Origin of the sequence: Caulobacter sp. UC70_42, assembly GCF_044056025.1 — a bacterium.
Classification (GTDB): Bacteria; Pseudomonadota; Alphaproteobacteria; order Caulobacterales; family Caulobacteraceae; genus Caulobacter.
This window is the reverse complement of sequence record NZ_CP171994.1, coordinates 1,626,331-1,647,453: the sequence shown is the minus strand read 5'-3', so window position 1 is coordinate 1,647,453 and position 21,123 is coordinate 1,626,331. Positions and strand designations below refer to the sequence as shown.

General features: G+C 69.5%; 13 protein-coding genes, 2 pseudogenes and 1 riboswitch. Of the genes and pseudogenes, 7 read left to right on the top strand and 8 right to left on the bottom strand.

Annotated elements, in window-relative coordinates; genetic code table 11:
* Positions 1–50: 50 nt before the first annotated feature.
* The 3 genes from ACHMW8_RS08490 to ACHMW8_RS08480 all read right to left on the bottom strand — a co-directional run bounded on the left by ACHMW8_RS08490 (position 51) and on the right by ACHMW8_RS08480 (position 3,868).
* On the bottom strand, positions 51–2,762 hold the full coding sequence (locus ACHMW8_RS08490; RefSeq protein WP_395445266.1) for a DUF2339 domain-containing protein: 2,712 nt from the start codon (positions 2,760–2,762) through the stop codon (positions 51–53).
* A 402-nt stretch (positions 2,763–3,164) separates the two neighbouring features.
* Positions 3,165–3,596: an ester cyclase gene (locus ACHMW8_RS08485; protein WP_395445265.1), complete on the bottom strand. Its 432-nt coding sequence runs from the start codon at positions 3,594–3,596 to the stop codon at positions 3,165–3,167.
* A gap of 38 nt (positions 3,597–3,634) precedes the next feature.
* Positions 3,635–3,868, bottom strand: coding sequence for a DUF1674 domain-containing protein (locus tag ACHMW8_RS08480; protein WP_395445264.1), 234 nt, complete (start codon positions 3,866–3,868; stop codon positions 3,635–3,637).
* Positions 3,869–3,960: 92 nt separating this feature from the next.
* Between ACHMW8_RS08480 and ACHMW8_RS08475 the strand changes: the two genes are divergently transcribed.
* From ACHMW8_RS08475 to ACHMW8_RS08455, 5 genes and pseudogenes are all read left to right on the top strand, one after another.
* Positions 3,961–5,241, top strand: a complete 1,281-nt coding sequence (locus ACHMW8_RS08475; RefSeq protein WP_395445263.1) for an RsmB/NOP family class I SAM-dependent RNA methyltransferase — start codon at positions 3,961–3,963, stop codon at positions 5,239–5,241.
* 37 nt (positions 5,242–5,278) lie between these two features.
* On the top strand, positions 5,279–5,938 hold the full coding sequence (rpe, locus tag ACHMW8_RS08470; RefSeq protein WP_395445262.1) for a ribulose-phosphate 3-epimerase: 660 nt from the start codon (positions 5,279–5,281) through the stop codon (positions 5,936–5,938).
* A 9-nt stretch (positions 5,939–5,947) separates the two neighbouring features.
* Positions 5,948–7,683, top strand: a pseudogene (locus ACHMW8_RS08465) (heparinase II/III family protein).
* 5 nt (positions 7,684–7,688) lie between these two features.
* Entirely contained in the window at positions 7,689–7,994 is a 306-nt protein-coding gene (locus tag ACHMW8_RS08460) for a hypothetical protein (RefSeq protein ID WP_395445261.1), read from the top strand.
* 125 nt (positions 7,995–8,119) lie between these two features.
* The gene (locus ACHMW8_RS08455) at positions 8,120–8,965 is read left to right on the top strand and encodes a ParA family protein (RefSeq protein ID WP_395445260.1); all 846 of its coding nucleotides are present in this window, start codon (positions 8,120–8,122) and stop codon (positions 8,963–8,965) included.
* Positions 8,966–9,820: 855 nt separating this feature from the next.
* On the opposite strand, the gene ACHMW8_RS08450 is transcribed toward ACHMW8_RS08455, so the two are convergent.
* The gene (locus ACHMW8_RS08450) at positions 9,821–10,168 is read right to left on the bottom strand and encodes a DUF559 domain-containing protein (protein ID WP_395445259.1); all 348 of its coding nucleotides are present in this window, start codon (positions 10,166–10,168) and stop codon (positions 9,821–9,823) included.
* 829 nt (positions 10,169–10,997) lie between these two features.
* Positions 10,998–11,078: riboswitch (ZMP/ZTP riboswitch) on the top strand.
* Positions 11,079–11,103: 25 nt separating this feature from the next.
* Between ACHMW8_RS08450 and purH the strand changes: the two are divergent.
* Together purH and ACHMW8_RS08440 are read left to right on the top strand one after the other, a co-directional pair.
* Positions 11,104–12,694: pseudogene (gene purH / locus ACHMW8_RS08445) on the top strand (bifunctional phosphoribosylaminoimidazolecarboxamide formyltransferase/IMP cyclohydrolase).
* A 17-nt stretch (positions 12,695–12,711) separates the two neighbouring features.
* Positions 12,712–13,464: a dienelactone hydrolase family protein gene (locus ACHMW8_RS08440; protein ID WP_125157259.1), complete on the top strand. Its 753-nt coding sequence runs from the start codon at positions 12,712–12,714 to the stop codon at positions 13,462–13,464.
* On the opposite strand, the gene ACHMW8_RS08435 is transcribed toward ACHMW8_RS08440, so the two are convergent.
* Genes ACHMW8_RS08435 through ACHMW8_RS08420 form a run of 4 tightly spaced genes read right to left on the bottom strand, consistent with a single transcriptional unit; the run spans position 13,431 to position 20,861 of the window.
* A complete protein-coding gene (locus ACHMW8_RS08435) occupies positions 13,431–14,180 on the bottom strand; it encodes a DUF418 domain-containing protein (protein ID WP_395445258.1) in 750 nt (249 codons plus the stop codon). The genes ACHMW8_RS08440 and ACHMW8_RS08435 overlap by 34 nt on opposite strands.
* A 53-nt stretch (positions 14,181–14,233) precedes the next feature.
* A complete protein-coding gene (locus ACHMW8_RS08430) occupies positions 14,234–14,644 on the bottom strand; it encodes a hypothetical protein (protein ID WP_395445257.1) in 411 nt (136 codons plus the stop codon).
* A 37-nt stretch (positions 14,645–14,681) separates the two neighbouring features.
* Positions 14,682–16,001, bottom strand: a complete 1,320-nt coding sequence (locus tag ACHMW8_RS08425; protein ID WP_395445256.1) for an MFS transporter — start codon at positions 15,999–16,001, stop codon at positions 14,682–14,684.
* 57 nt (positions 16,002–16,058) lie between these two features.
* A complete protein-coding gene (locus tag ACHMW8_RS08420) occupies positions 16,059–20,861 on the bottom strand; it encodes an NAD-glutamate dehydrogenase (protein ID WP_395445255.1) in 4,803 nt (1,600 codons plus the stop codon).
* Positions 20,862–21,123 lie beyond the last annotated feature (262 nt).

The window sequence follows — 21,123 nt, the reverse complement described above, 5'->3', positions numbered from 1 at the left end:
GATGATCAGGCCACGCTAGCCGATACCGTTCGGGGAACAATGGCCCTTGACTAGGTCTCCAGGTCCTCCGCCGGACGACGCCCGGCGTTCAGGCGCCGCGCCAGCAGGGCGCCGCCCACGAACAGCGCCCCGACGGCCAGGAACGAGGCCGCCCGCGTGACGCCTTCCAGCCGCGCCAGGTCGAACAGCACGACCTTGGCCGCCGTGAACAGCAGGGCCGCCAGGCCCGCCCACCGCAGGACGATGTCCTTGCGCGCCGCGCCCAGGCTGAGGACGGCCAGACCGAACACCGCCCAGAGCGCCGAGAAGGTCCAGGTCTCCAGGCCCTCGCCGCCCGTGGGCGCGCGCATGTCGGCGCCGTGGAAGGCGTAGCGGATCAGCAGGGTCAGCAGCACGAACAGGGTTCCGACCGCGCCGGCCAGGGCGGTCCGGTCGAACGGTCCGTCTCCGCGCCGCAGGCGGAGCATCGCCGCCGCGCCCAGGCCATAGAGGCAGAACAGCAGCAGCGCGGCGCCGGCCGGCGCCAACGGTTCGGCCATCGGCCCCCACCAGGGACTGGCGCGGACGCCGAACACCAGGCCGGCGACGATCAGCGCCAGCCAGCCGAACACCGGCGCGATCCCCGCCAGCCAGGCCGTGCTGGAGCGTCCGGCCATGCTGGGTGAGCGCAATTGATAGGCGGCGATCAGGGCGAGGACCGCATAGGCCGCGCCCTCGGCCCGGCCGATCGCCGCGTAGCCCATGGCGGCGCCGTGGAAGAGGTGGCGCAGCGCCAGCAGGGCCCACAGGAGGGCGAAGAACGGGACGGCCAGCACCCAGGTCTTCGTCCAGCGATCGTCCGCCGGCCTCCGCCGCCAGACGATGGCCGCCAGCAGACCCGCCGGCGCCAGATAGGACAGGATCAGGGTGTTCAGCATCGGCGGTCCGGCGACCGGCTCGCCCGCGCCCCACCACGGGTTCCAGGCCAGGCCTTGCAGCAGGACGCCGTGCGCGACGCCCAGGCTGACCACGATCAGCGCGCGCCAGCGCGCGATCGGGCCCTCGTCGGGGCGCTGGCGCAGCACCAGCAGCAGGCCCGTGCTCAGCAGCATCAGGGTTCGCAGCGAGGCTTCCAGCAGGCTGTCGACACCCCGGTCTCGTGGTCCCGACAGCACGACATGCAGGGCCGTGAACAGCGCCAGAAGCACGATCAGCAGGCTGGTCGCGCCTTGGGCCTCGACCTCGTTGCGGACGCTCCCGCCGCCGCCCTTCCAGATCAGAGTGGAGGAGACCGCCAGCAGCCCGGCCGCCACGGCGCTGACGGCCAGCAGGGTCGCCAGCGGCAGGCGGCCGTCCAGGGCCGCGCCGATGACCTCCGGCCGCAGCATGGCGATGAAGGCGATCAGGCCGCCCACCACGCTGGCGGGGGCCAGGCCTCGCCAGGGCAGACGCCAGGCGGCGACGGCCAGGGCGAGCGCCGCCAGGCCGAAGGCGGCGGGCTCGAAGCGTGGCGCGACGGCGGCGTGCGCGGCCAGGAAGGCCATCTCGGCCGCCGCCGCCAGCCACAGCGCCAAGCCTCGATCCGTCGAGGCCTGTTCCACCCGGCGCGCGATCAGGGCCGCCGCGCCGAACAGGGCCGCCGCCAGGATCGCGGCGGGCGCCCAGCCGAAGCCGATCTTCGCCGCATGCAGGATCGGCCAGGTCAGGCTGGCCAGGACGGCCACGCCGATGCCGCCGATGGCCAGGACGCGGGTGCGCTCCACGGCGGGCCGGTCCAGCGCCAGCCAGAGCGTGACCGCCGGGATCAGGGCGGTCAGAGCGTGCTGCCACGGCAGCTGCGCGGCGAAGGCGGGGGCGCGAACGGCGATGGCCATGGCCACGAGCTGGCAGAAGATCGCCATGCCGACGGGCAAGGCGAACAGGCCAGGCCGGATCATGTCGCGGCTCGCCATGACCGCCGCCAGGACGATCAGAAACCCCGACAGCAGGATGGCGGTCGGCAGGTGTCCCGACCCGACCGGGGCCGAGAACCAGGGGCCGAACGACGCCAGGCTGACCAGCACCAGCGCCAGGGCGGGCAGGCCTCCGAAATCGTCGCCGGCCGCATCTCCCGCGTCGTCGCGACGGAAGCGGCGTCGCCACAGCGTCGCGGCGAACGGCCCGGCGGCGGCCAGGATCTGGATGATCACCGCCGGAAGGGTCTGGTGTTGGCCCACCGGGACCCCGCTGAGCAGCAGCAGGCCGATGATCGTGGCGGCGCCCGCCTTGCCCCAGCGGCGCAGCGCAGAGATCGAAAAGCCCGTCGCGCCGATCAGCGCCGCGTAAAGCGTCAAGGCCAGCGGCGACCAGCCGGGCAGGCCGGTGAAGGCCGGCGTCAGCACGGCGCCGACGATCGCCACAAGGGCCAGGGGCTCGCCGTGTCGCGGGGACAGGGCCAGCAGGCCCAGGGAGACGCCCGCGGCCAGGACGGCGGCCGCGCCGAGCGGCATCAGGTGATACAGCCCGTGGGCCGCGCAGACGGCGCCGTAAAGGGTGACCGCCCCGGCCCCGGCCGAGACGGCGGCGGCCAGCAGGTGGCGACCGCCGGCGATCGACGGTCTCTGGCGCAGGATCCACTCGCTGGCCCCCAGCATCGCCGCGCCCAGGATGACGGCCAGGGCGATGCGGAGCTCGGGAACGAACAGTCCGCGCTGCGCGGCATAGGCCACCAGCAGCAGACCGCCCAGCGCCAGCCCGCCGCCGCCGATCCAGGCCAGGCCGTTCTCCGACAGCCAGGTCGACACCGACTCGCGGTTGATCGCCGGTGGCGGCGGAACGCGAGGGGGCGGCGGCGAGGGCGAAGCGAAAGCCGGTTCCGGCGCGCGCGCGGACCGCCGCGGGCTCGGGGACGTAGACGGGCGCGGGGTCCGGCGCGAGCTCGGGCGGGCGCGCCGCGATCGGCTCGGCGATCCCCGCGCTTTCGGGGAACGGCGGGGCGAGCTCGGGGGCCATGCGTCGCGACGCGTCGGCCGCGTCCAGCCGTCGCTCGAGCTTCCGGATCTTCTGGCCCTGTCGATAGACCCAGACTCCCAGAGCCAGGATCACCAGCCATTCCATGTCGTGCGTCCCGTCCGGCGAATTTCAGCGGCCCCGCCTTGGTATGCGAGGATGGCGCGCAATGAAACCTTAAGTCGCAGGCCGCGCCGTCATCCCAGCTCCAGCGCCCGCAGCACCGCGAACTGGTCGTAATAGGGCCGCTCGCAGACGATCTTGTCGCTGCCCGGCGCGAATTCGAAGCTGGCGGCCATGCGGATGCGGAAGGCCTTGCCGGTCGGTTCGACCGTGCGCCCGGGGATCTTCAGCGGCCCCAGATGGGTGCCGGTCAGCCAGAACTCGACCAGCACCGTGTCGCCGGCGTGGGCGATGGCGATGATCTCGTTGCCCTGGTCGGGGAACGGCGTGCGCGAGGCGGCGAAATAGCCGCGTACGGCGGCCTCGCCGTCGAACACCGCGCCGCCGCCGTGCATCTCGTAGCGCGGATGCTCGAAGGTGGCGATCACCCCGTCCCAGTCATGGACGCACTCCAGCGCCATGTGGTCGCGCACCGCCTGGATGCGGCGTTCGGCAAGGTCTTCCAAGACTTTCGCTCCCTTTGTTTCGGAGGAGCCTGCCAGCCTCAGAAGTCGACCGCCACGCCCTTCTTCTCCCAGTCGCCGAAGCGCGTGGGCTCGGGGCCTTCGCGACCGCCCTTTTCCGGCGGCAGGGCGGCGGCGTGCTCGGCGGCGCGGCGCTCGGCGGCCTCCTCCAGCGCGCGGCGGGCGGCGGGGCTCAGAGGCTTGCCCGGCGCGGCGCCGGGGACGTCCGAGGGGGCGATTTCAGGCGATGGGGACGCGTCAACGGGCTCTGACATGGGCGGATTCTCAGCATTTTTCGTCCGCATCGCCGCGCGATTTTTCCGCAAGACGCTTGCGCTCGCCCTCGCCTTTGGGGCACGGCGAGACGGTGACTCAAGAACTGAACGACGGCCTCCCCGCCCGGGAAGCCGCCCTGAACCTTATCGACGCGGCCCTCTCGCGCCGCGGCGGCATCGACGAAGCCGCCTCCGCCAACGGTTTCCGCTTCCTGGAGCCGCGTGAGCGGGCCTTCGCGCGCGCCCTGGCCATGGCCGTGCTGCGCCACCTCGGCCCCATCGACCGCGCCCTGGCCGCCAAGCTGCAGAAGGCGCCGCCGGACCGGGTTATGCATCTGCTGCGCCTCGGCGCGGCCCAGGCCTTCTATCTGGAGGTCCCGGCCTTCGCCGCCGTGGCCACCTCGGTCGAGCTGGCCGGGGCCAACAAGACCAGCCGCCCGTTCAAGGGCCTGGTCAACGCCGTGCTGCGCGGCCTGCTGCGCGACGGCGAGCCGGCCAAGGACCCGACCCTGCTGGCCCCGCCCTGGCTCTATTCGCGCTGGGTGGCCGCGTTCGGCGAGGCCACGGCCCGCGAGATCGCCGCCCAGATCGCCATCGAGCCGGCCACCGACCTGTCCCTGAAGCCCTCCGCCGACGCGGCCGCCTTGGCCGAGGCGCTGGAGGCCGAGCGCCTGGACGGCGGAACCCTGCGCGTGCGCCGCAAGGGCGATGTCGCCGCCTGGCCGGGTTTCGACGACGGGACCTGGTGGGTGCAGGACGCCGCCGCCGCCGTTCCCGCTCGCCTGCTGGACGTCAAGGCCGGCGACCGCGTGCTCGACCTCTGCGCCGCGCCCGGCGGCAAGACCCTGCAGCTGGCCGCGGCCGGCGCAAGCGTCGTGGCCCTGGACCGCTCGGCCGCGAGGCTCAAGCGCGTGGCCGAGAACCTGGATCGGATGGGCCTGACCGCCGAGATCGTCGCCGCCGACGCGGCCGTCTGGGCGGACGACCGGACCTTCGACGCCATCCTGCTGGACGCCCCGTGCAGCGCCACCGGCACGTTCCGCCGGCATCCGGACGTGCTGTGGGCCGCCCGCCCCGGCGACGTCGCCAGCCTGGCCGGCGTGCAGGCGAAGATTCTCGACAGCGCCGCCGACCGCCTCGAGCCCGGCGGGCGCCTCGTCTACACCGTCTGCTCGCTGGAGCCGGAGGAGGGCGAGGCCCAGGTCGAGGCCTTCCTGGCGCGCCGCCAGGACATGGTTCTGGAGCCGATCCAGCCCGGCGAAGGTGGCTCCCCGGAGGCCAGCCTGACCGCGCGCGGGACCCTGCGCCTGCTGCCGCATCACCGCGACGGCGGCCAGGACGGCTTCTTCGCCGCAAGGTTCAGGAAGCTCTAGGGCTGACAGGACGGCGCGACGCGGTTATCCCAGGACCATGACCGCGCCGCTGATCGCCCCCTCCATCCTCGCCTCCGACTTCGCCAAGCTGGGCGAGGAAGTCGCCGCCATCGAGGCGGCCGGCGCCGACTGGGTGCATGTCGACGTGATGGACGGCCACTTCGTGCCCAACATCACGCTGGGCCCCGACATCGTCAAAGCCATCCGGCCGCACGCGACGATCCCCTTCGACGTCCACCTGATGATCAGCCCGGCCGACCCGTACCTGGAAGCCTTCCGCGCCGCTGGCGCGGACCTGATCAGCATCCACCCGGAAGCCGGCCCGCACCTGCACCGCAGCCTCAAGCGCATCCGCGAGCTGGGGGCCAAGGCCGGCGTGGTGTTCAACCCGTCGACGGGCCTCGACCATGTCGAGTGGATCCTGGAGGACGTCGACCTGCTGCTGGTCATGTCGGTCAATCCCGGCTTCGGCGGCCAGAGCTTCATCCCCGGCCAGCTGCGCAAGGTCGAGGCCCTGCGCAAGCTGGTGGACAAGGCCGGCCTGGACATCATCATCGAGGTCGACGGCGGCGTCACCCCGGTCACCGCCCCGCAATGCGTCGCGGCGGGGGCCACCGCCCTGGTCGCCGGCTCGGCGGTGTTCAAGGGCGGCCCCGGCGCCTATGCCGACAACATCCGCGCGCTGAAGGGCGGCTGACCCCAGACCATGGCCGTCAAGCGTTCCGCCAGCGGCTCGAAGGTCCCCGCCTCTTCACGCGGCGGCGGCGTCCTGTGGAAAGCCGTCGGCGCGGAGCTGGCCAGCCATGTCGCCCGCGAGTGGTACGGCTCGGGCCCGCATCGGCTGCTGATCGCCTTCCCGCGCCCCGAGGGCCTGGCCGCCCGGCCGCACGACCCGCGCCCCGGTCGATCCCCGAGCATGGCCGCAAGATCCTGACCGGCGCCCTGGCCCTGGACGGGGCCGCCCTGCGCCTGGCCCTCGACGGCGACCCGTTCGACACCGCCAGCCCCTCGCGCCGCTTCGCCGTCAGCCTGCACCGCTTCGACTGGCTGCCGGACCTGGCCGCCGCCGGCTCGGACGGCGCCCGCCGGTCCCTGCGCCTGATCGACGACTGGCGCCGCGTGTTCGGCAAGTGGAACGCCTTCTCGTGGTCGCCCGAGTGCCTGGAGCGCCGGGTCTTCCACCTGGCCTGCGCCGCCAAGACCCTGGCCGCCGAGGGCAGCGACGCCGAGATCGCCGACCTGACCCGCGACCTGGCCCGTCAGGCCCGCCACCTGGTCGAGTTGAACAGCGCCCCCGAACGGGCCCTGGAGCGCGCCGCCGTCGCCACCGTCGCCGGCTGCGTCCTGGCCGGCAAGTCCGGCGAGCGGCTGATCGACAAGGGCCTGAAGGCCCTGTCCCGCCACCTCGACCGCATGGTGCTGGCCGACGGCGGCCACGCCACGCGCTCGCCCGAGGCCGGGGTCGAGCTGCTGTTCGACCTGCTGACCCTGGACGACGCCCTGGGCCAGCGCGGCCGGCCCAGCCCCGAGGCCCTGTCCCGCGCCATCGACCGCCTGTCGACCGCCACGCGGTTCTTCACCCTGGGCGACGGCCATCTGGCGGCCTTCCACGGCGGCGAGGCGATCGCGCCCGCCGCATCGCCGCCGCCCTGGCCCATGACGACGCCGGCCCGCGCCCGCTGAACGCCGCGCCACACAGCGGCTATCACCGGATGGTGGGGGGCAGCATCGAGCTGATCGCCGACTGCGGCCCGCCCCCGGCCGGACCCTTGAGCGTCGCGGCCTGCGCCCAGCCAGCCGCCGTCGAGATCGTCTGCGCCAAGGACCGCCTGATCACCAGCTGCGGCTGGAGCCCCGAGGCCGCCGGCGCCAGACGCCTTCCGCCTCTCGGACGCGGCCTCCACGGTCTCGGTCGGCGACGGCTCGGCCGGCCGGCCGCTGTCGGGCTTCAAGGCCCGCGCCCTAGGCCCCTGGCTGGTCGACGGCGCCCAGGCGGTCGAGGCCAAGCGCCACGACGACGTCGGCGGGGTGTGGCTGGACATCGTCCACGACGGCTGGCGCCATGCGGGCCTGCAGCACGCCCGCCGCCTGTTCCTCGACGCGGTCAATGACGAGCTGCGCGGCGAGGACAGCCTGACCCCCTTCGCCGCCGCGCCCGGCGCGGCGGACGGCCCCCGCCGCTACCTGCCCTTCGCGGTGCGCTTCCACCTGCACCCCGAGGCCCGCGCCTCGATCGCCCGCGACGGCAAGAGCGTGCTGATCCGGGGCCCCAGCAACATCGGCTGGTGGCTGCGCAACGACGCCGTCGACGTCGAGATCGCCCCCACCGCCCACTTCGACCACGGCCTGGCCCGCAAGGCCGGCCAGATCGTGCTGAAGAGCCAGGTGCGCCCGGAGGTCGGGGCAAAAATCCGCTGGAAACTGACCCGGGCGGAGGGCTAGGGCCGATGGGCTTCGAGCGCAGGCCGCCGATCGACCCGGGCCGGGCGCGACAGGCGCCCGAGTACACGGCCGACGAGGTGTCCGAGGTTGTCGCCGCCCTGACGGCGGACGCGCCGGAGATCCTGGCGGTGCTGGAACGCGAGGCGCTTGTGCCCGGGAGCGTGGCGTCGGGGGACTATGACGACGCCTACGACCGGATGCTGACGTACCTGTTCGAGCGGGGGTACGTGCAGACGCATATCGAGATGGCGATGGTGTTTCGGGCGGTGGTGGCGCGGGTGGGGGGGTCAGGGCGCTGGGGGCGCTCCTAAGGTCGGTCGACCGGTAATGCGAAACCGCCGACATCACTTTGCACGCAAAAGAGGCGTTGTTATCCTTGATAGCGCCTCGAGAGAGTCCCATCATTGAAACTTGACCATTCAAGGGAGGGGACATTTTGGCCATCAAAGTCGCAGTCATCAACATGAAGGGTGGCGTGGGCAAGAGCACGCTATGCACCAATCTCGCCTGGCATTTCTCGGCTATGCTGAGATGGAGAAAGCGAGTCCTATTAGTTGATCTCGATCCCCAGTTTAATTCTAGCCAGTACATGCTAGGAGTTTCACGTTATCAGAGAGAAATTATAACGAATAATTCGCCAACAATATGGGATATATTTGAGCAACAATCCAGAGCGCCAGGCCTCAGAGCATCTGGTAGGACTCTATCAAACGCTATAATCAATGTTGCAAATTTCATCGGAAGCGAAGGAAAGGTAGACCTTCTTCCATCTCAACTTGAGCTCAGCTTTACTCTAAAAAATCCCAGCCAAAAAGAACACTTGTTATCTAATTTTATTGCTGATGTAGAAGACAACTACGACCTTATACTTGTAGATTGCGCGCCAACAGAATCTGTTTTGACGGCAGCTGCCTATCTAACCGCAGATAAAATTCTGGTCCCCGTAAAGCCTGAATTCCTTTCCACAATCGGCCTTCCACTAATTCGACAATCTTTGGGCGATTTTGAGAATTCCTATAGGAAACAACTTGAGGTTTGCGGCATTGGATTCAACATGTGCTCAGACTACTCGCCTGAGGAATCCCGATCGAAAGATGAAGTACGCAGCCTAGCTGCGACCTTCGGGTGGCATGTTTTCGATGAAGAAATCCCCTATTCGAGATCCTTTCCTAAGGGGGCTAGAGAGGGTAGCCCTATATTCAGAACGTCCTATGCTCGTTCCTCGGTTTCATCACTCGTCGCCAGCTTCAGCGATGCTTTCGCCCGTCGGATAAGTCTATGACTACAAAAGCGAAAAAATTGGCCATGGAGCTTCTGGGCATCTTCCAGTCGCATAGCGAAAGGGACATTCAAGAAGCTTTCAGGCTTATTGAATCAGGAGAGCTACTTCAGAAGCCAATCGCTCTAGCTCGAGCGGCGGCCGCAGCATCTCGCTCCGGAAAGCCCTCTAGGGGGGCAACGCAAGTTCATTCAGACACCCTGCAATCCGATAATTTCGAATATCCGGACCCCGACATCGCTAGCTTTGCGAGATCCGCCATGAGGGGTGAAATACTCTCTTCTTCGCGAGAATTGCGAGCTTACGGCGAAATCCTCGGCGTGAAGCTACCTCAAAAGCCTCCGAGTCGAGCTTCCATGGTGCGGCGGATCGCTAGCAAGCTGGAGCAAATACCAAGTATAGACCGCCAAAATTTGCTTCGTATCAGCAGATCCGAGAACAGGTCGGAATCGGCCCTTAAGGCCTGGAGTGATCTGATCGTTAAGTCCTGATTGCTCGGCCAGAGCCCGCCTTAAATCTCTTGGAGGCTGCAGCGTGCAGGGCTGTCCAGGTCAGTCAAGGACGGCTTCGCCGCCGTGCGCGGCCGCTCGGAGAGCGGTCCTTGAGTGACCTGGACAGCCCTGCGATCGTCTCGCCGTGAGATGTAAGGGGGCGCTCTTCCGGGGCGGAAGGCGTCCTGACCAAGGGCGCGGGTCGCCCCCAAAACCCCTCTCTCCCTGAGAGAGGGAGGGGCCCGCCGCGCAGCGGTGGGAGGGTGAGAGCCCTCTCCCCCATCGCCGCGATGATCCCGTAGGCCCCAACCTCTCACCCTCCCACGCCGTCGGCGTGGGCCCCTCCCTCTCTCGAGGAGAGAGGGGGTTAGGTGCCCGATCCCGTCGCCCCGAGCGCGGCCAGGATCTCGTCGGCGACGCCGCCCGGGTCGGTCAGGACCCGGGTATTGGGAAATCTCAGCACCCTGTAGCCGAACCGCCTCAGTGTCTCGGTGCGCTGGGCGTCATACGCCTCGCGGCCCTCGTGGGCGACGCCGTCCAGCTCGACGATCAGCCTGCCGCGCTGGCAGACGAAGTCGGCGAAGTAGCGGTCGATCGGATGCTGACGCAGGAAGCGGAACCCGCCCAGGCGGCGGTTGCGAACCATCGCCCAGAACGTCCTTTCGGCCAGGGTCTGGTCGCGGCGGAGTCGGCGGGCGGTGGCGATCCGGTCCATACGCGAAGGATGGTCCCCGACGCCGGCGGCGTTCAACGGAAGGAATCCGGATTTTCCGGTCGGTGCGGCCTCTCACCCTCCCATCGCGGCGCGATGGGCCCCTCCCTCTCTCTAAGAGAGAGGGGATTGAGGGGGCTGTATCCCCGGCGTTCGCGGCTCCGAATCCCACGAAATCAATAGTTTGTCGATTTTTCGCGCCCCTGAATGATCCGCGTTGAATCCGCCGCGATACTCAAAGCCATCCCCGTCGCGGGGAGGGCGTTTGGATCCGGCCCAAAACGGCGGCGGGGATAGGTTGAGCGGGGCCGCTGGCGGTTCCCGGCGGTGTCGTCAGATCGTGCGGCTTACTCTTTAGGAGCGCGTACGGGTGACGGAGCCGTCCGGGGCCAAAACCATCAGCGGAGCGACAGGGCGGTGATCGTACAAGCCGCCTATCGTGGATCGTCGGGGTCGAGACGGATGTAGCCGATCGACTTGGTCCGCGCCCGTCCGGGGGCTAGTGGGGTCCCGAGCTGAAAGACGCTCACGCCCCCCATCCTCACGGGCAAGAACAACCTGGCGGAGCGGTCAAGCGAGCCGAAACACAAACAAACCTCACGGTCTCCGGGTTCGCCCGGCCGCTCCGTCGCCTCCCCACATGCCTTCAGCGGCCGCGCCGCGTGAAGCCGATCCCCCTTGCCCCCCACCTGACCGCCGCGCGGTCGTCCGCCCCCGGAGGGGGCGGAAGGTGATCCGCGATCCTTCTTCCCCTCCGGGGGAGGAGCGCGTCAGCGCGGAGGGGGCAAGTACGCCGCCGCATTGACTCCCCCGCCGTCCCCCGTATTTTCCGGCCCGTTCGCGTGACTGGCGTTGAAGGTGGGAAACCACCGGGGAGCGCGAACCTCATAAGCCGCGCGCCTGGGCTCCAGATCTGCAACACACCAGAGGAGTCCGCCGTGCCCGCCGCCCCCGATTATCCGTCCGCCCCCGATCTCGTCGCCCCCAAGCGCGCCCTGCTTTCGGTCTCCGACAAGACCGGCCTGGTCGAGGCCGCCCAGGTGCTGCACGCCGCCGGCGTCGAGCTGGTCTCGACCGGCGGCACCAAGGCCGCGATCGCCGCGGCCGGGATCCCCGTCAAGGACGTCTCGGACCTGACGGGCTTCCCCGAGATGATGGACGGCCGGGTCAAGACCCTGCACCCGGTGGTGCACGGCGGTCTGCTGGGCGTTCGGGATGCGCCCGAGCACGCCAAGGCCATGGCCGACCACGGCATCGGCGGCATCGATATCCTCTATGTGAACCTCTATCCGTTCGAGGCGACCGTCGCGAAGGGCGGCAGCTACGCCGAGTGCGTCGAGAACATCGACATCGGCGGCCCGGCCATGATCCGCTCGGCGGCCAAGAACCACGGCTATGTCGCCGTCTGCACCGACCCGGCCGATCTGGCCGAGGTGCTGGAGGCCCTGAAGGCCGGCGGGACGACGCTGGAGCTGCGCCAGCGGCTGGCGGCCCGGGCCTATGCCCGCACGGCGGCCTATGACGCGGCGATCTCGGCCTGGTTCGCGGCCGCGCTGGGTCAGGACTTCCCAGCCCGCAAGTCGATCGCCGGCGAGTTGCGCCAGACCATGCGCTATGGCGAGAATCCGCACCAGAAGGCGGCCTTCTACACCTTCCCGAACCCGCGTCCGGGCGTGGCCACGGCCCGCCAGCTGGCAGGGCAAGGAACTCAGCTACAACAACATCAACGACACCGACGCGGCCTTCGAGCTGATCGCCGAGTTCGACCCGGCCCAGGGCCCGGCCGTGGCGATCATCAAGCACGCCAATCCGTGCGGCGTGGCGGTCGGCGGCAGCCAGCGCGAGGCCTATGAGCGGGCCCTGGCCTGCGACCCGACCTCGGCCTTCGGCGGCATCGTGGCCGTGAACTCGCGCCTGACCCGCGAGGCGGCCGAGGCCATGGTCGAGATCTTCACCGAGGTGGTCATCGCGCCGGAAGCCGACGACGACGCCGTCGCCGTCTTCGCGGCCAAGAAGAACCTGCGCCTGCTGGTCACCGGCGGCCTGCCCGACCCGCTGTCGACCGGCGACACGTTCAAGAGCGTGGCCGGCGGCTTCCTGGTGCAGTCCCGCGACGACGCACGGATCACGGCCTCGGACCTGAAGATCGTGACCCAGCGCCAGCCGACCGAGGACGAGATCCGCGACATGCTGTTCGCCTTCACGGTGGGCAAGCACGTCAAGTCCAACGCCATCGTCTACGCCCGCGCCGGCCAGACCCTGGGCGTCGGGGCCGGCCAGATGAACCGCAAGGACTCGGCCCGGATCGCGGCCCTTCGGGCCGCTGATTTCGGCCTGGACCTCCGTGGGTGCGCCTGCGCCTCGGAAGCCTTCTTCCCGTTCGCCGACGGCCTGATCCAGGCGGCGGAAGCCGGGGCGACGGCGATCATCCAGCCGGGCGGCTCGATGCGCGATGGCGAAGTGATCGAGGCGGCCGACAAGCTTGGCCTCACTATGGCCTTCACCGGCGTGCGAGTGTTCCGGCACTAACGACTGATGAGGCTTTGATGGACAGCGCCGCCTGGGGCGAGAAGGTCGCCAAGCACTCGCGGGTGTTCAAGCCCGCCGGTCCGGGACCGTTTCCGGTGGCGCTGATCCTGCACGGCTGCGGCGGCAAGACGCCGTTCCTCGAGACCTACGCCCGGGCCGCCGTGGCGGCGGGCTGGGCGGCGGTCGTGGTCGACAGCCTGAAGCCGCGCGGCATGTCCTCGCTGGACGCCAAGCTGTTCGTCTGCACCGGCGTGGCGCTGCGCGGCATCACCCGCGCGGCCGACATCTTCGCCATGCTGGCCTGGCTGGAGACGCAGAGCTGGGCCGATCCGGCGCACGTCTTCCTGGCCGGCTGGAGCCATGGCGGCTGGACGATCATGGACAGCTACGCGATCGGCGACAATGCGGCGCGGGCGACGAAACTGGCGGACGCCGATCCGGCCCGGCTGCGCCAGCGGGTGCGCGGGGCGCTGCTGGTCTATCCTTACGCCGGCTATCCCTCCCTGACCTCGCGGCACGGCTGGGGCGAGGGCGCGCCGCCGGTCTGGTCGGTGCTGGCCGGCAAGGACGCCGTGGTCGGCTGGAAGCTGCCGGCCCGGGCGCTGGACCGCCTGGCCCAGGACGGTCTCAGCGTGGATCGCGTGATGTTCGACGACGCCACCCACGCCTTCGACGACGACAAGGCCAACGATCCCCGGGCCCGCTACCGGCCCGACCTCTTTCAGGAGATGCAGACCTATTTCGCCAGAGCGCTGACGGCCTGCGGCTGAGCCCGGCGCAGGCGGGTCGGACCGCGATAGAGGCGCCGCCAGACCCACTCCAGCGGCCCCATCTCGAACCGGTCCATCCACCAGCGCGACCACAGGATCTGGACGGTCCAGGTCGCCACGGTCAGGGCCGCCAGCAGGGGCCGGTCGACCTTGCCGTGCAAGGCCAGGCCCCGGCCGCCGTAGAAGATGGAGGTCATGATCAACGACTGGGTCAGATAGTTGGTGAACGCCATCTGCCCGACCGGCGCCAGCGCCTTGGGGATGGCGCTCCACGCGCCCTTCGAGCGGGCGGCGAACACCATCAGGCCGACATAGGCCAGGGTCGTCAGCGGCGCGGTCATCCACTGCACGGCCTGGAAGATCATCGACAGCGGCCGCGGCAGGCCCAGCAGGACCTGGGCGACCACCATGCCGCCGACCGCCGCCGAGGCGGTCAGGCCGACGGCGACCAGGGTCGCATAGGTCCGCTTGCTCGCCTCCCCGGTCAGCACGCCCAGCTTGAAGCAGCCCAGGCCGATCATCATCAGGGCCGAGGTCATGACGAAGATGAACGGCTCGCCCGACAGGTAGCCCAGCCGGTCCTTGGCGTTCTGGATCAGCGACTGCAGGAAGGTCCCGCCGTACTGGACCTCGGCGGCCTTCGACTTGGCGACAGCCTTGGCGGTCTCCAGCGTGGCCTGGGCGGGATCGTGCTGCATGACGATGGCGGCGGTCATGCCGGCCACCATCAGCAGCGAGAAGACGACCCAGATGGTGACCCCGGTGCGGATCAGCTTCCGGGCGCCCAGGACCGGGTCAGCATCACCGCGAAGCCGGCCAGGGCGTAGCTCAGCAGCACGTCGCCGAACCAGATGGCGAAGCCGTGCAGAAGGCCGAAGACGACCATCCAGGCCAGGCGCTTCCGCAGGATCGCGCCACGCTCCAGGTCCGACCGCTCGCCGCCGACGAGGAAGATCGACACGCCGAACAGCATGGCGAACAGGGTGACGAACTTGCGCTGGAACAGCCACTGGGTGAGCGCCCAGACGCCCAGCGTCGCCGGCCCCGTCCCGTGCGGCCAGTTGACCACCGACTCCGACAGCGGCGGAGCCACCGCGAAGTCCGGCATGTTGCACAGCAGGATGCCCAGAACGCCGAGGCCTCTCAGCGAGTCGAGCAGAACGATGCGATCCTTGGTCATGAGCTCCCCCTCGGGCGGGAGCGTGCCGTGTTCCGCGTCAGCCGACAACCGGGGCGCGTCTGGGGGCGCTGGCGAGAACGACGGCGCCCAGCGCCATGAACCCCGCCGAGACCACGACGGCGATCCGCTGGTCGCCGGCCAAGCGGGTGCCGACGGCGATGACCAGCGGGGCCAGGAACGCCGTGGCCTTGCCCGACAGCGCATAGAGCCCGAACCACCGCCCGGTCTCGCCCGCCGGGGCCAGCTCGGCCATCCAGGCGCGGAGGCTGGACTGCGCGGGGCCGAAGGTGAGGCCGACGAACAGGCTGAAGAACAGGAACATCCGCTCTGGCGCGCTGGAGAACAGAGCCTCATCGGCCTGGGCCGGCGTGACCGGAAAGAGGAAGAAGATCGTCTCCCGGCCGACCATCCCCACGCCCGTGGCGCCGAACAGGATCACGCCGGTGGCGATCAGCACGGTGGCCTTGGATCCGATCTTCTGGTCGACCCGCCCGCCGATGAAGGTGCCGACGCCGGCCGCGACCGACAGCATGATCGCGTAGAGCCCCAGCTGCGTCGTCGTCCACCCGAACAGGCCCGCCGCCAGCACTCCGCCGAAGGCGATGAAGCTGGAGATGCCGTCGCCCAGCAGCATGCGGCCGATCAGGAACTTCAGCATGTGCGGTCGGCGGGGCAGGCCGCGGATCGTCGCCCACAGCTCGGCCAGAGGCTTCTCGCCAGCGCCTTCCGACGGCTTGGGCGCGGTCAGCATCAGGGGCCAGGCGAAGGCCAGGAACCATACGGCCACCAGCGGTCCGACGATGCGATCCGGCTCATGCAGGGCCTTCGACAAGCCCAGCATCGGGACCTTGGGCAGGGAGAAGCAGAGGAGCACGATGAACAGGGTGATCAGCGCCCCGACATAGGCCATGGCCCAGGCGGTGCCGGACAGCCGTCCGATCTGGCCTGGCTTGGCCACCACCGGCAGCAGGGCGTTCATCACCGTCACGCCCAGTTCGGCCGCGACGCCGGCGATGACCAGGCAGGCCAGGATCAGCGGGACGCGGGCCGTCTCGCCGGGCGCGGCCCACCACAGGGCGGCGCTGGCGATCACGAACGGAAAGGCCAGCCCCACCAGCCAGGCGCGCGGATTGCGGCGGGCGTCCAGCGTCGCCCCGAGCAGAGGGCTCAGGATGGCGATGGCCAGGCCCGACACCACCCCGGCATAGCCCAGCAGGCTCTGCCCCCGGACGGCGTCGCCGACGAAGCCGGACGCGAAATAGGGTGTGAAGATGAAGGTCGCGATCAGCGCCCAATACGGCTGCTGGGCCCACTCATAGAGGGTCCAGGCCAAACGCCGACGATCGCCCTGGTCCATTCGGGGTCCCCTCTCCACCCCTCCCTCGCCGGGGAGAGGTGGGCGATGGACCGGCGCCTAGGCGCCGGTTGACAGCTCGCGCAGGGCGGCGTTGGCGATGGTCAGCTTGGCGAAGGTCCAGCCGCCGCCGGCCTGCTCGATGTCCTCGATCGTCCGCTTGACCGCGCGGGGACGATCGCCGCGCAGGGCGGCCCAGGACGCGATGGCGGCCTTGGCAGCGCCCTCGTCCTCGCCGGCCTGGGCGTTGGCGGCGAACTTGAGCACCGACTGGGTGATCGCGGTCTGCTCGGTCAGCATGTCCTCGATCAGACGGCGGACCGCCAGGCGCTCGAAGGCGTCTCCGCCCACGAAGGCGCCGGCCGCGCCGCGCAGGCGGTCGAAACCGAAGGCCGCGCCGACCTGATGGTACAGGCGGGCGACGTTCTCGACGCTCCAGCTGGAGGCGTTGGCCAGGTCGACGAGATCGGCGGCCGTGGTCAAGGGCTGCAGGGCCGCGACGGACTGGGCCAGGGCTTCGGGCGCGCCGTCGGCGATATAGGCCTTCACCCGCTTGGCGACGGTCTTCTGCTCGAACGGCGACAGGATCGCCGGCGCCATGCCGGTCAGTGTCTTCACCGCTGGGCCGTAGGCCTCGACCAGTTGCTGCACGGTCGCCTTGTCGCGGACCGCGCGGCGAGCCAGCCAGAAGCTGAGGCTGCGCAGGGCGTAGGCCAGGGCCTTGTAGAGCGCCGTCTGGCCGTTGGCCGAGGCCTTGTTGTCCAGCGCGTTGACCTGGTCCCACAGGCCGTCGATCCCGAGGATCTCGCGCGCGGCCGTGAAGCCCACGACCACCGCGCCGACATCGGCGACGGCGGCGGCCTTCAGGCGGCTGGCGAAGGTCGGGCCGCACATGTTGACCATCTGGTTGCCGACCACCGTGGCGATGATCTCCCGCTTCAGGCGGTGCTTCTGCATGGCGTCGGCGTACCGATCGAGCGCCTTGGGGAAGTAGCTTCGCAGGGTGGCCTCGAACCACGGATCGTCCGGAGCCGGGCTGGCGACGATGTCGTCGAACAGGTCCAGCTTGCCATAAGCCAGCAGCACCGCCAGCTCCGGCCGGGTCAGGCCCTTGCCGGCGGCCTTGCGTTCCAGCAGCGCCGTATTGGTCGGCAGACCCTCGACCTTGCGATCCAGGCGTCCGCGCTGTTCGAGGTCGACCATGTAGCGGATCTGGGCGTCGACTTCGGAGACCGCGTCGCTTTCGAGCAGCGTCAGCGCCAGGGTCTGGTCGTAATTGTGCTCCAGCACATGGTGGCCGACATCGTCGGTCATCGAGGCCAGCAGCGTGTTGCGGCTTTCGCGGGTCAGTTCGCCGCCGCGCTCCAGGATCCCGGTCAGGATCTTGATATTGACCTCGTGGTCGGAGCTGTCGACACCCGCCGAGTTGTCGATGGCGTCGGTGTTGATGTGGCCGCCGCTCTGCGCGAACTCGATCCGACCGGCCTGGGTGAGGCCGAGGTTGGCGCCCTCGCCGACCACTTTCACGCGCAGATCCGAACCGTTGATGCGGATGGCGTCGTTGGCCTTGTCGCCGGCGTCGGCGTTGCTCTCGCCCTTGGCCTTCACATAGGTGCCGATGCCGCCGAGATAGAGCAGCTCGGCCTTCGACTTCAGGATCGCGGTCATCAGCTCGGCCGGCGAGACGGCCTCGGCCTTGATCTCGAACAGCTCGCGCACCTCCTTCGACAGCGGGATGCTCTTCAGGCCGCGGGCGAACACGCCGCCGCCGGCCGAGATCTTCGACTTGTCGTAGTCATCCCACGACGAGCGCGGCAGCTTGAACATCCGCTCGCGCTCGGCCCAGGAGACGGCGGGATCCGGGTTCGGGTCGAGGAAGATGTGGCGGTGGTCGAAGGCGGCCAGCAGCTTGGTCTGCTTGGACAGCAGCATGCCGTTGCCGAACACGTCGCCCGACATGTCGCCCACGCCGACCACGGTGAAGGGCTCGGTCTGGATGTCCTTGCCCAGCTCGCGGAAGTGGCGCTTGACCGCTTCCCAGGCGCCGCGGGCGGTGATGCCCATGACCTTGTGGTCATAGCCGACCGAACCGCCGGACGCGAAGGCGTCGCCCAGCCAGAAGCCGTAGCTCTCGGCCACGCCGTTGGCGATGTCGGAGAAAGTGGCCGTGCCCTTGTCGGCGGCGACGACCAAGTAAGGGTCGTGGCCGTCATGCACGACCACCGAGGGCGGCGGCACGACCTGGTTGTCGGCGTCGATGTTGTCGGTCAGGTCCAGCAAGCCCGACAGGAAGGTCTTGTAGGCGCGGATCGCCTCGGCCTGGATCGCGTCGCGATCGCCGCCGCGCGGCAGGTGCTTCGGATAGAAGCCGCCCTTCGAACCGACCGGCACGATGACCGCGTTCTTGACCTGCTGAGCCTTCACCAAGCCGAGCACCTCGGTGCGGAAGTCGTCGCGGCGATCCGACCAGCGCAGACCGCCGCGGGCGACGGGACCAAAGCGCAGGTGAACGCCCTCGACATGCGGGGCCGAAACGTAGATCTCGCGATAGGGCTTGGGGGCCGGCAGGTCTTCCAGCTCGCGCGAGGCGATCTTGAAGCTGATATAGGGCTTGGGGCTTCCGTCGGCGGCCGGCTGATAGAAGTTGGTGCGCTGGATGGCGCCGACCAGGGCGGCCAGACGGCGCAGCACACGGTCGGCGTCGAGGCTTTCGACGGCCTGCAGGGCCTCGGTGATCTTGCCCTCGACCGCCTTGGCCTGCTCTTCGCGGGTCTTGAGATCAGCGCGAACGGCCGGATCAAACTTGGTCTGGAAGAGATCCAGGATCAGGCGCGCGACGCCCGGATGATCCGCCAGGGCCCGCTCCTGCACGCCCTGGCTGGGATCCAGGCCCGACTGCTGGCGATAGCGGGCGAGCGCGCGGATCAGGGCCGCCTCGCGCCAGCCGATGCCGAGTTCCAGCACCAGACGGTTGAAGCCGTCGCTCTCGGCGCGACCCGTCCAGATGGCGACGAAGGCGGCCTCGAAGGCCTGCTTGATGTCGCCGAAGACCAGATGCTCGCCGGCCTCGTCTCGCAGGACAAATTCATGGACCCAGACCGGCTTGCCGTCCGGCGAGACCTTGAAGCCGTCCTCGATCAAGGCCTTGAGGCCCATGTGCTCCAGGATCGGCAGCACGTCGGCCAGCGGGGCGGCGGCGCCCGGGCGATAGAGCTTGAAGCGGAACGTCACCGCGCTGTCGCCGTCGCGACGGAAGGCGCGGACCCGGACGGCCTCGTCCTCGGCCAGATCGTCGATCACCTGGATGTCCGCCAAGGCCTCGCCGGCGTCATACTGGTCGCGATAGCCGGGCGGGAAGGCGCCGGCATAGCGGGCCAGCAGGTGGGCGACGCGTCCCGTGGAGCCCTCGCGAACGGCGGCCTCGAAGCGGTCGTCCCAGGTGCGGGCGGTCTCGGCGATGGCGGCCTCCACGGCGGCCATGTCCGGCTCGGCGTGATCGCCTGGCGTCACGCCCAGAATGTAGTGAACGCGAGCCAGCGGAGCGTCGGAGAAGCTCGGATAATAGGCCGACACCCGGCCCCGGAACGCCTCGGCCAGGATTTGGCCGGCCCGGGCGCGGACGCCGGAGTCGTAACGATCGCGCGGCACGAACATCAGGACGGAGATGAAGCGGTCGAAGGGATCGCGGCGGGCGAACAGCTTGACGCGGGGACGGTCATAAAGGTGCAGCACGCCCATGGCCGTGGCCAGCAACTGGGCCTCGTCGGTCTGGAACAGCTCATCGCGCGGCCAGGTCTCGAGGATGTTGCGCAGGCGCTTTCCGTTGTGGCTCTCGGGATCCTTTCCGGCGCGCTCCAGGATGTGGCCGACCTTGCGACGGATCAGCGGCACCTCGTGGGCGGGCGTCTCATAGGCCTCGGCGGTGAACAGGCCCACGAAGCGGACCTCGCCCGAGGCCTTGCCATCGGCGCCGTAGCGGCGGACGCCGACATAGTCGGTGTAGCCGCGGCGGTGGACGCGCGAGCGAAGGTTCGACTTGGCCACCACGATCGGGTCGCCGATGTCGATATGGCTGCGGATCTGGGCCGACAGAATGGCCGGCTCGCTGCTCCGGCGCAGGACCGTGCGAGCCTGATCGCGCAGGACGCCCAGGCTGCCTTCCGGCTGATAGAGGGGCTCCTCGGCCGCGTAACCGCCATCGGCGGTGCGGGGATATTCATAGAGACGGGCGCCGAGGAACACGAAGTGATCGCGCTCCAGCCAATCGAGGAAGGCCAGGTCCTCGGCCTTTTCGTCCGCAGAGACCGGCGCCTTGGCGGCCTTGAGCTCGTCGATCGTGCGGCGCATCAGCCCGCGCATGGCTTCGAAATCCTGCACGGCCAGCTGGACGTCGGAGAGCGCTTCGCGAACGCTTTGCAGCAGGGCCGCTTCTCGGTCCTCGCCGACCGGGGCTAGCCAGATCTGAATCATCGAGCGGCGGACGCCGCCGCAGTCGGCGACGGGGTGGAACATGGCGCGGACCGAGAAGCCGGCCTCGGTCACCTCGCCCATGATGCTGTCGACCAGGAACGGTCGGTCGGCCTGCACGATCTCGAGCAGATCGGACGGGGGCTCTCCACCCTCGGTGCGGCGCAGGCGGATGACGGGTTCGGAGACGTCCTTGGCGCTTTCGCCGAAACGCCAGAAATCGGCAAGGGCGCGGGCCACATCGGCGACGTCCAGACCGGGCAGCTCCTCGGCCGACCAGTCATCCTGAGCCTGGGTGACGAAGCCGCGCGCGGCGGGTGACAAGGCCTGGGTCGACTGGCCCAGGGCCTGAGCGAAGGCGCTTACCAGCGGACCGATCGGAGCCTCAGCGGACATGAGGTCATTTCTTTCACCGATCATAGGATTCCCTCGCGAATTTTTGGTCGGAACCTAGCCCTTCCGGGCGTTACTTCAACCGCTACGTCTGAAATTGAAAATAATTCCTGTGTTTTCAGCCGAGCGCGGCTGAAAACGGAAGCGCCGCCGGCTGGGGGGAAGCCGGCGGCGCGGGCCCGCTCCGGGGGGAGAGACGGGCGTTTTCCGCTTCGGTCGCGGCGGCCTTGCCAGCCGGAACCTGCGGGGCGTCCGGGTGGGGGGA

Coding starts and splice junctions, on each gene's coding strand:
- ACHMW8_RS08440 (WP_125157259.1), top strand. CDS start 12,712: ATGGACAGCGCCGCCTGGGGCGAGAAGGTCGCCAAGCACTCGCGGGTG.
- ACHMW8_RS08430 (WP_395445257.1), bottom strand. CDS start 14,644: ATGACCAAGGATCGCATCGTTCTGCTCGACTCGCTGAGAGGCCTCGGC.
- ACHMW8_RS08460 (WP_395445261.1), top strand. CDS start 7,689: ATGGGCTTCGAGCGCAGGCCGCCGATCGACCCGGGCCGGGCGCGACAG.
- ACHMW8_RS08450 (WP_395445259.1), bottom strand. CDS start 10,168: ATGGACCGGATCGCCACCGCCCGCCGACTCCGCCGCGACCAGACCCTG.
- ACHMW8_RS08420 (WP_395445255.1), bottom strand. CDS start 20,861: ATGTCCGCTGAGGCTCCGATCGGTCCGCTGGTAAGCGCCTTCGCTCAG.
- ACHMW8_RS08435 (WP_395445258.1), bottom strand. CDS start 14,180: ATGACCGCCGCCATCGTCATGCAGCACGATCCCGCCCAGGCCACGCTG.
- ACHMW8_RS08480 (WP_395445264.1), bottom strand. CDS start 3,868: ATGTCAGAGCCCGTTGACGCGTCCCCATCGCCTGAAATCGCCCCCTCG.
- ACHMW8_RS08425 (WP_395445256.1), bottom strand. CDS start 16,001: ATGGACCAGGGCGATCGTCGGCGTTTGGCCTGGACCCTCTATGAGTGG.
- rpe (WP_395445262.1), top strand. CDS start 5,279: ATGACCGCGCCGCTGATCGCCCCCTCCATCCTCGCCTCCGACTTCGCC.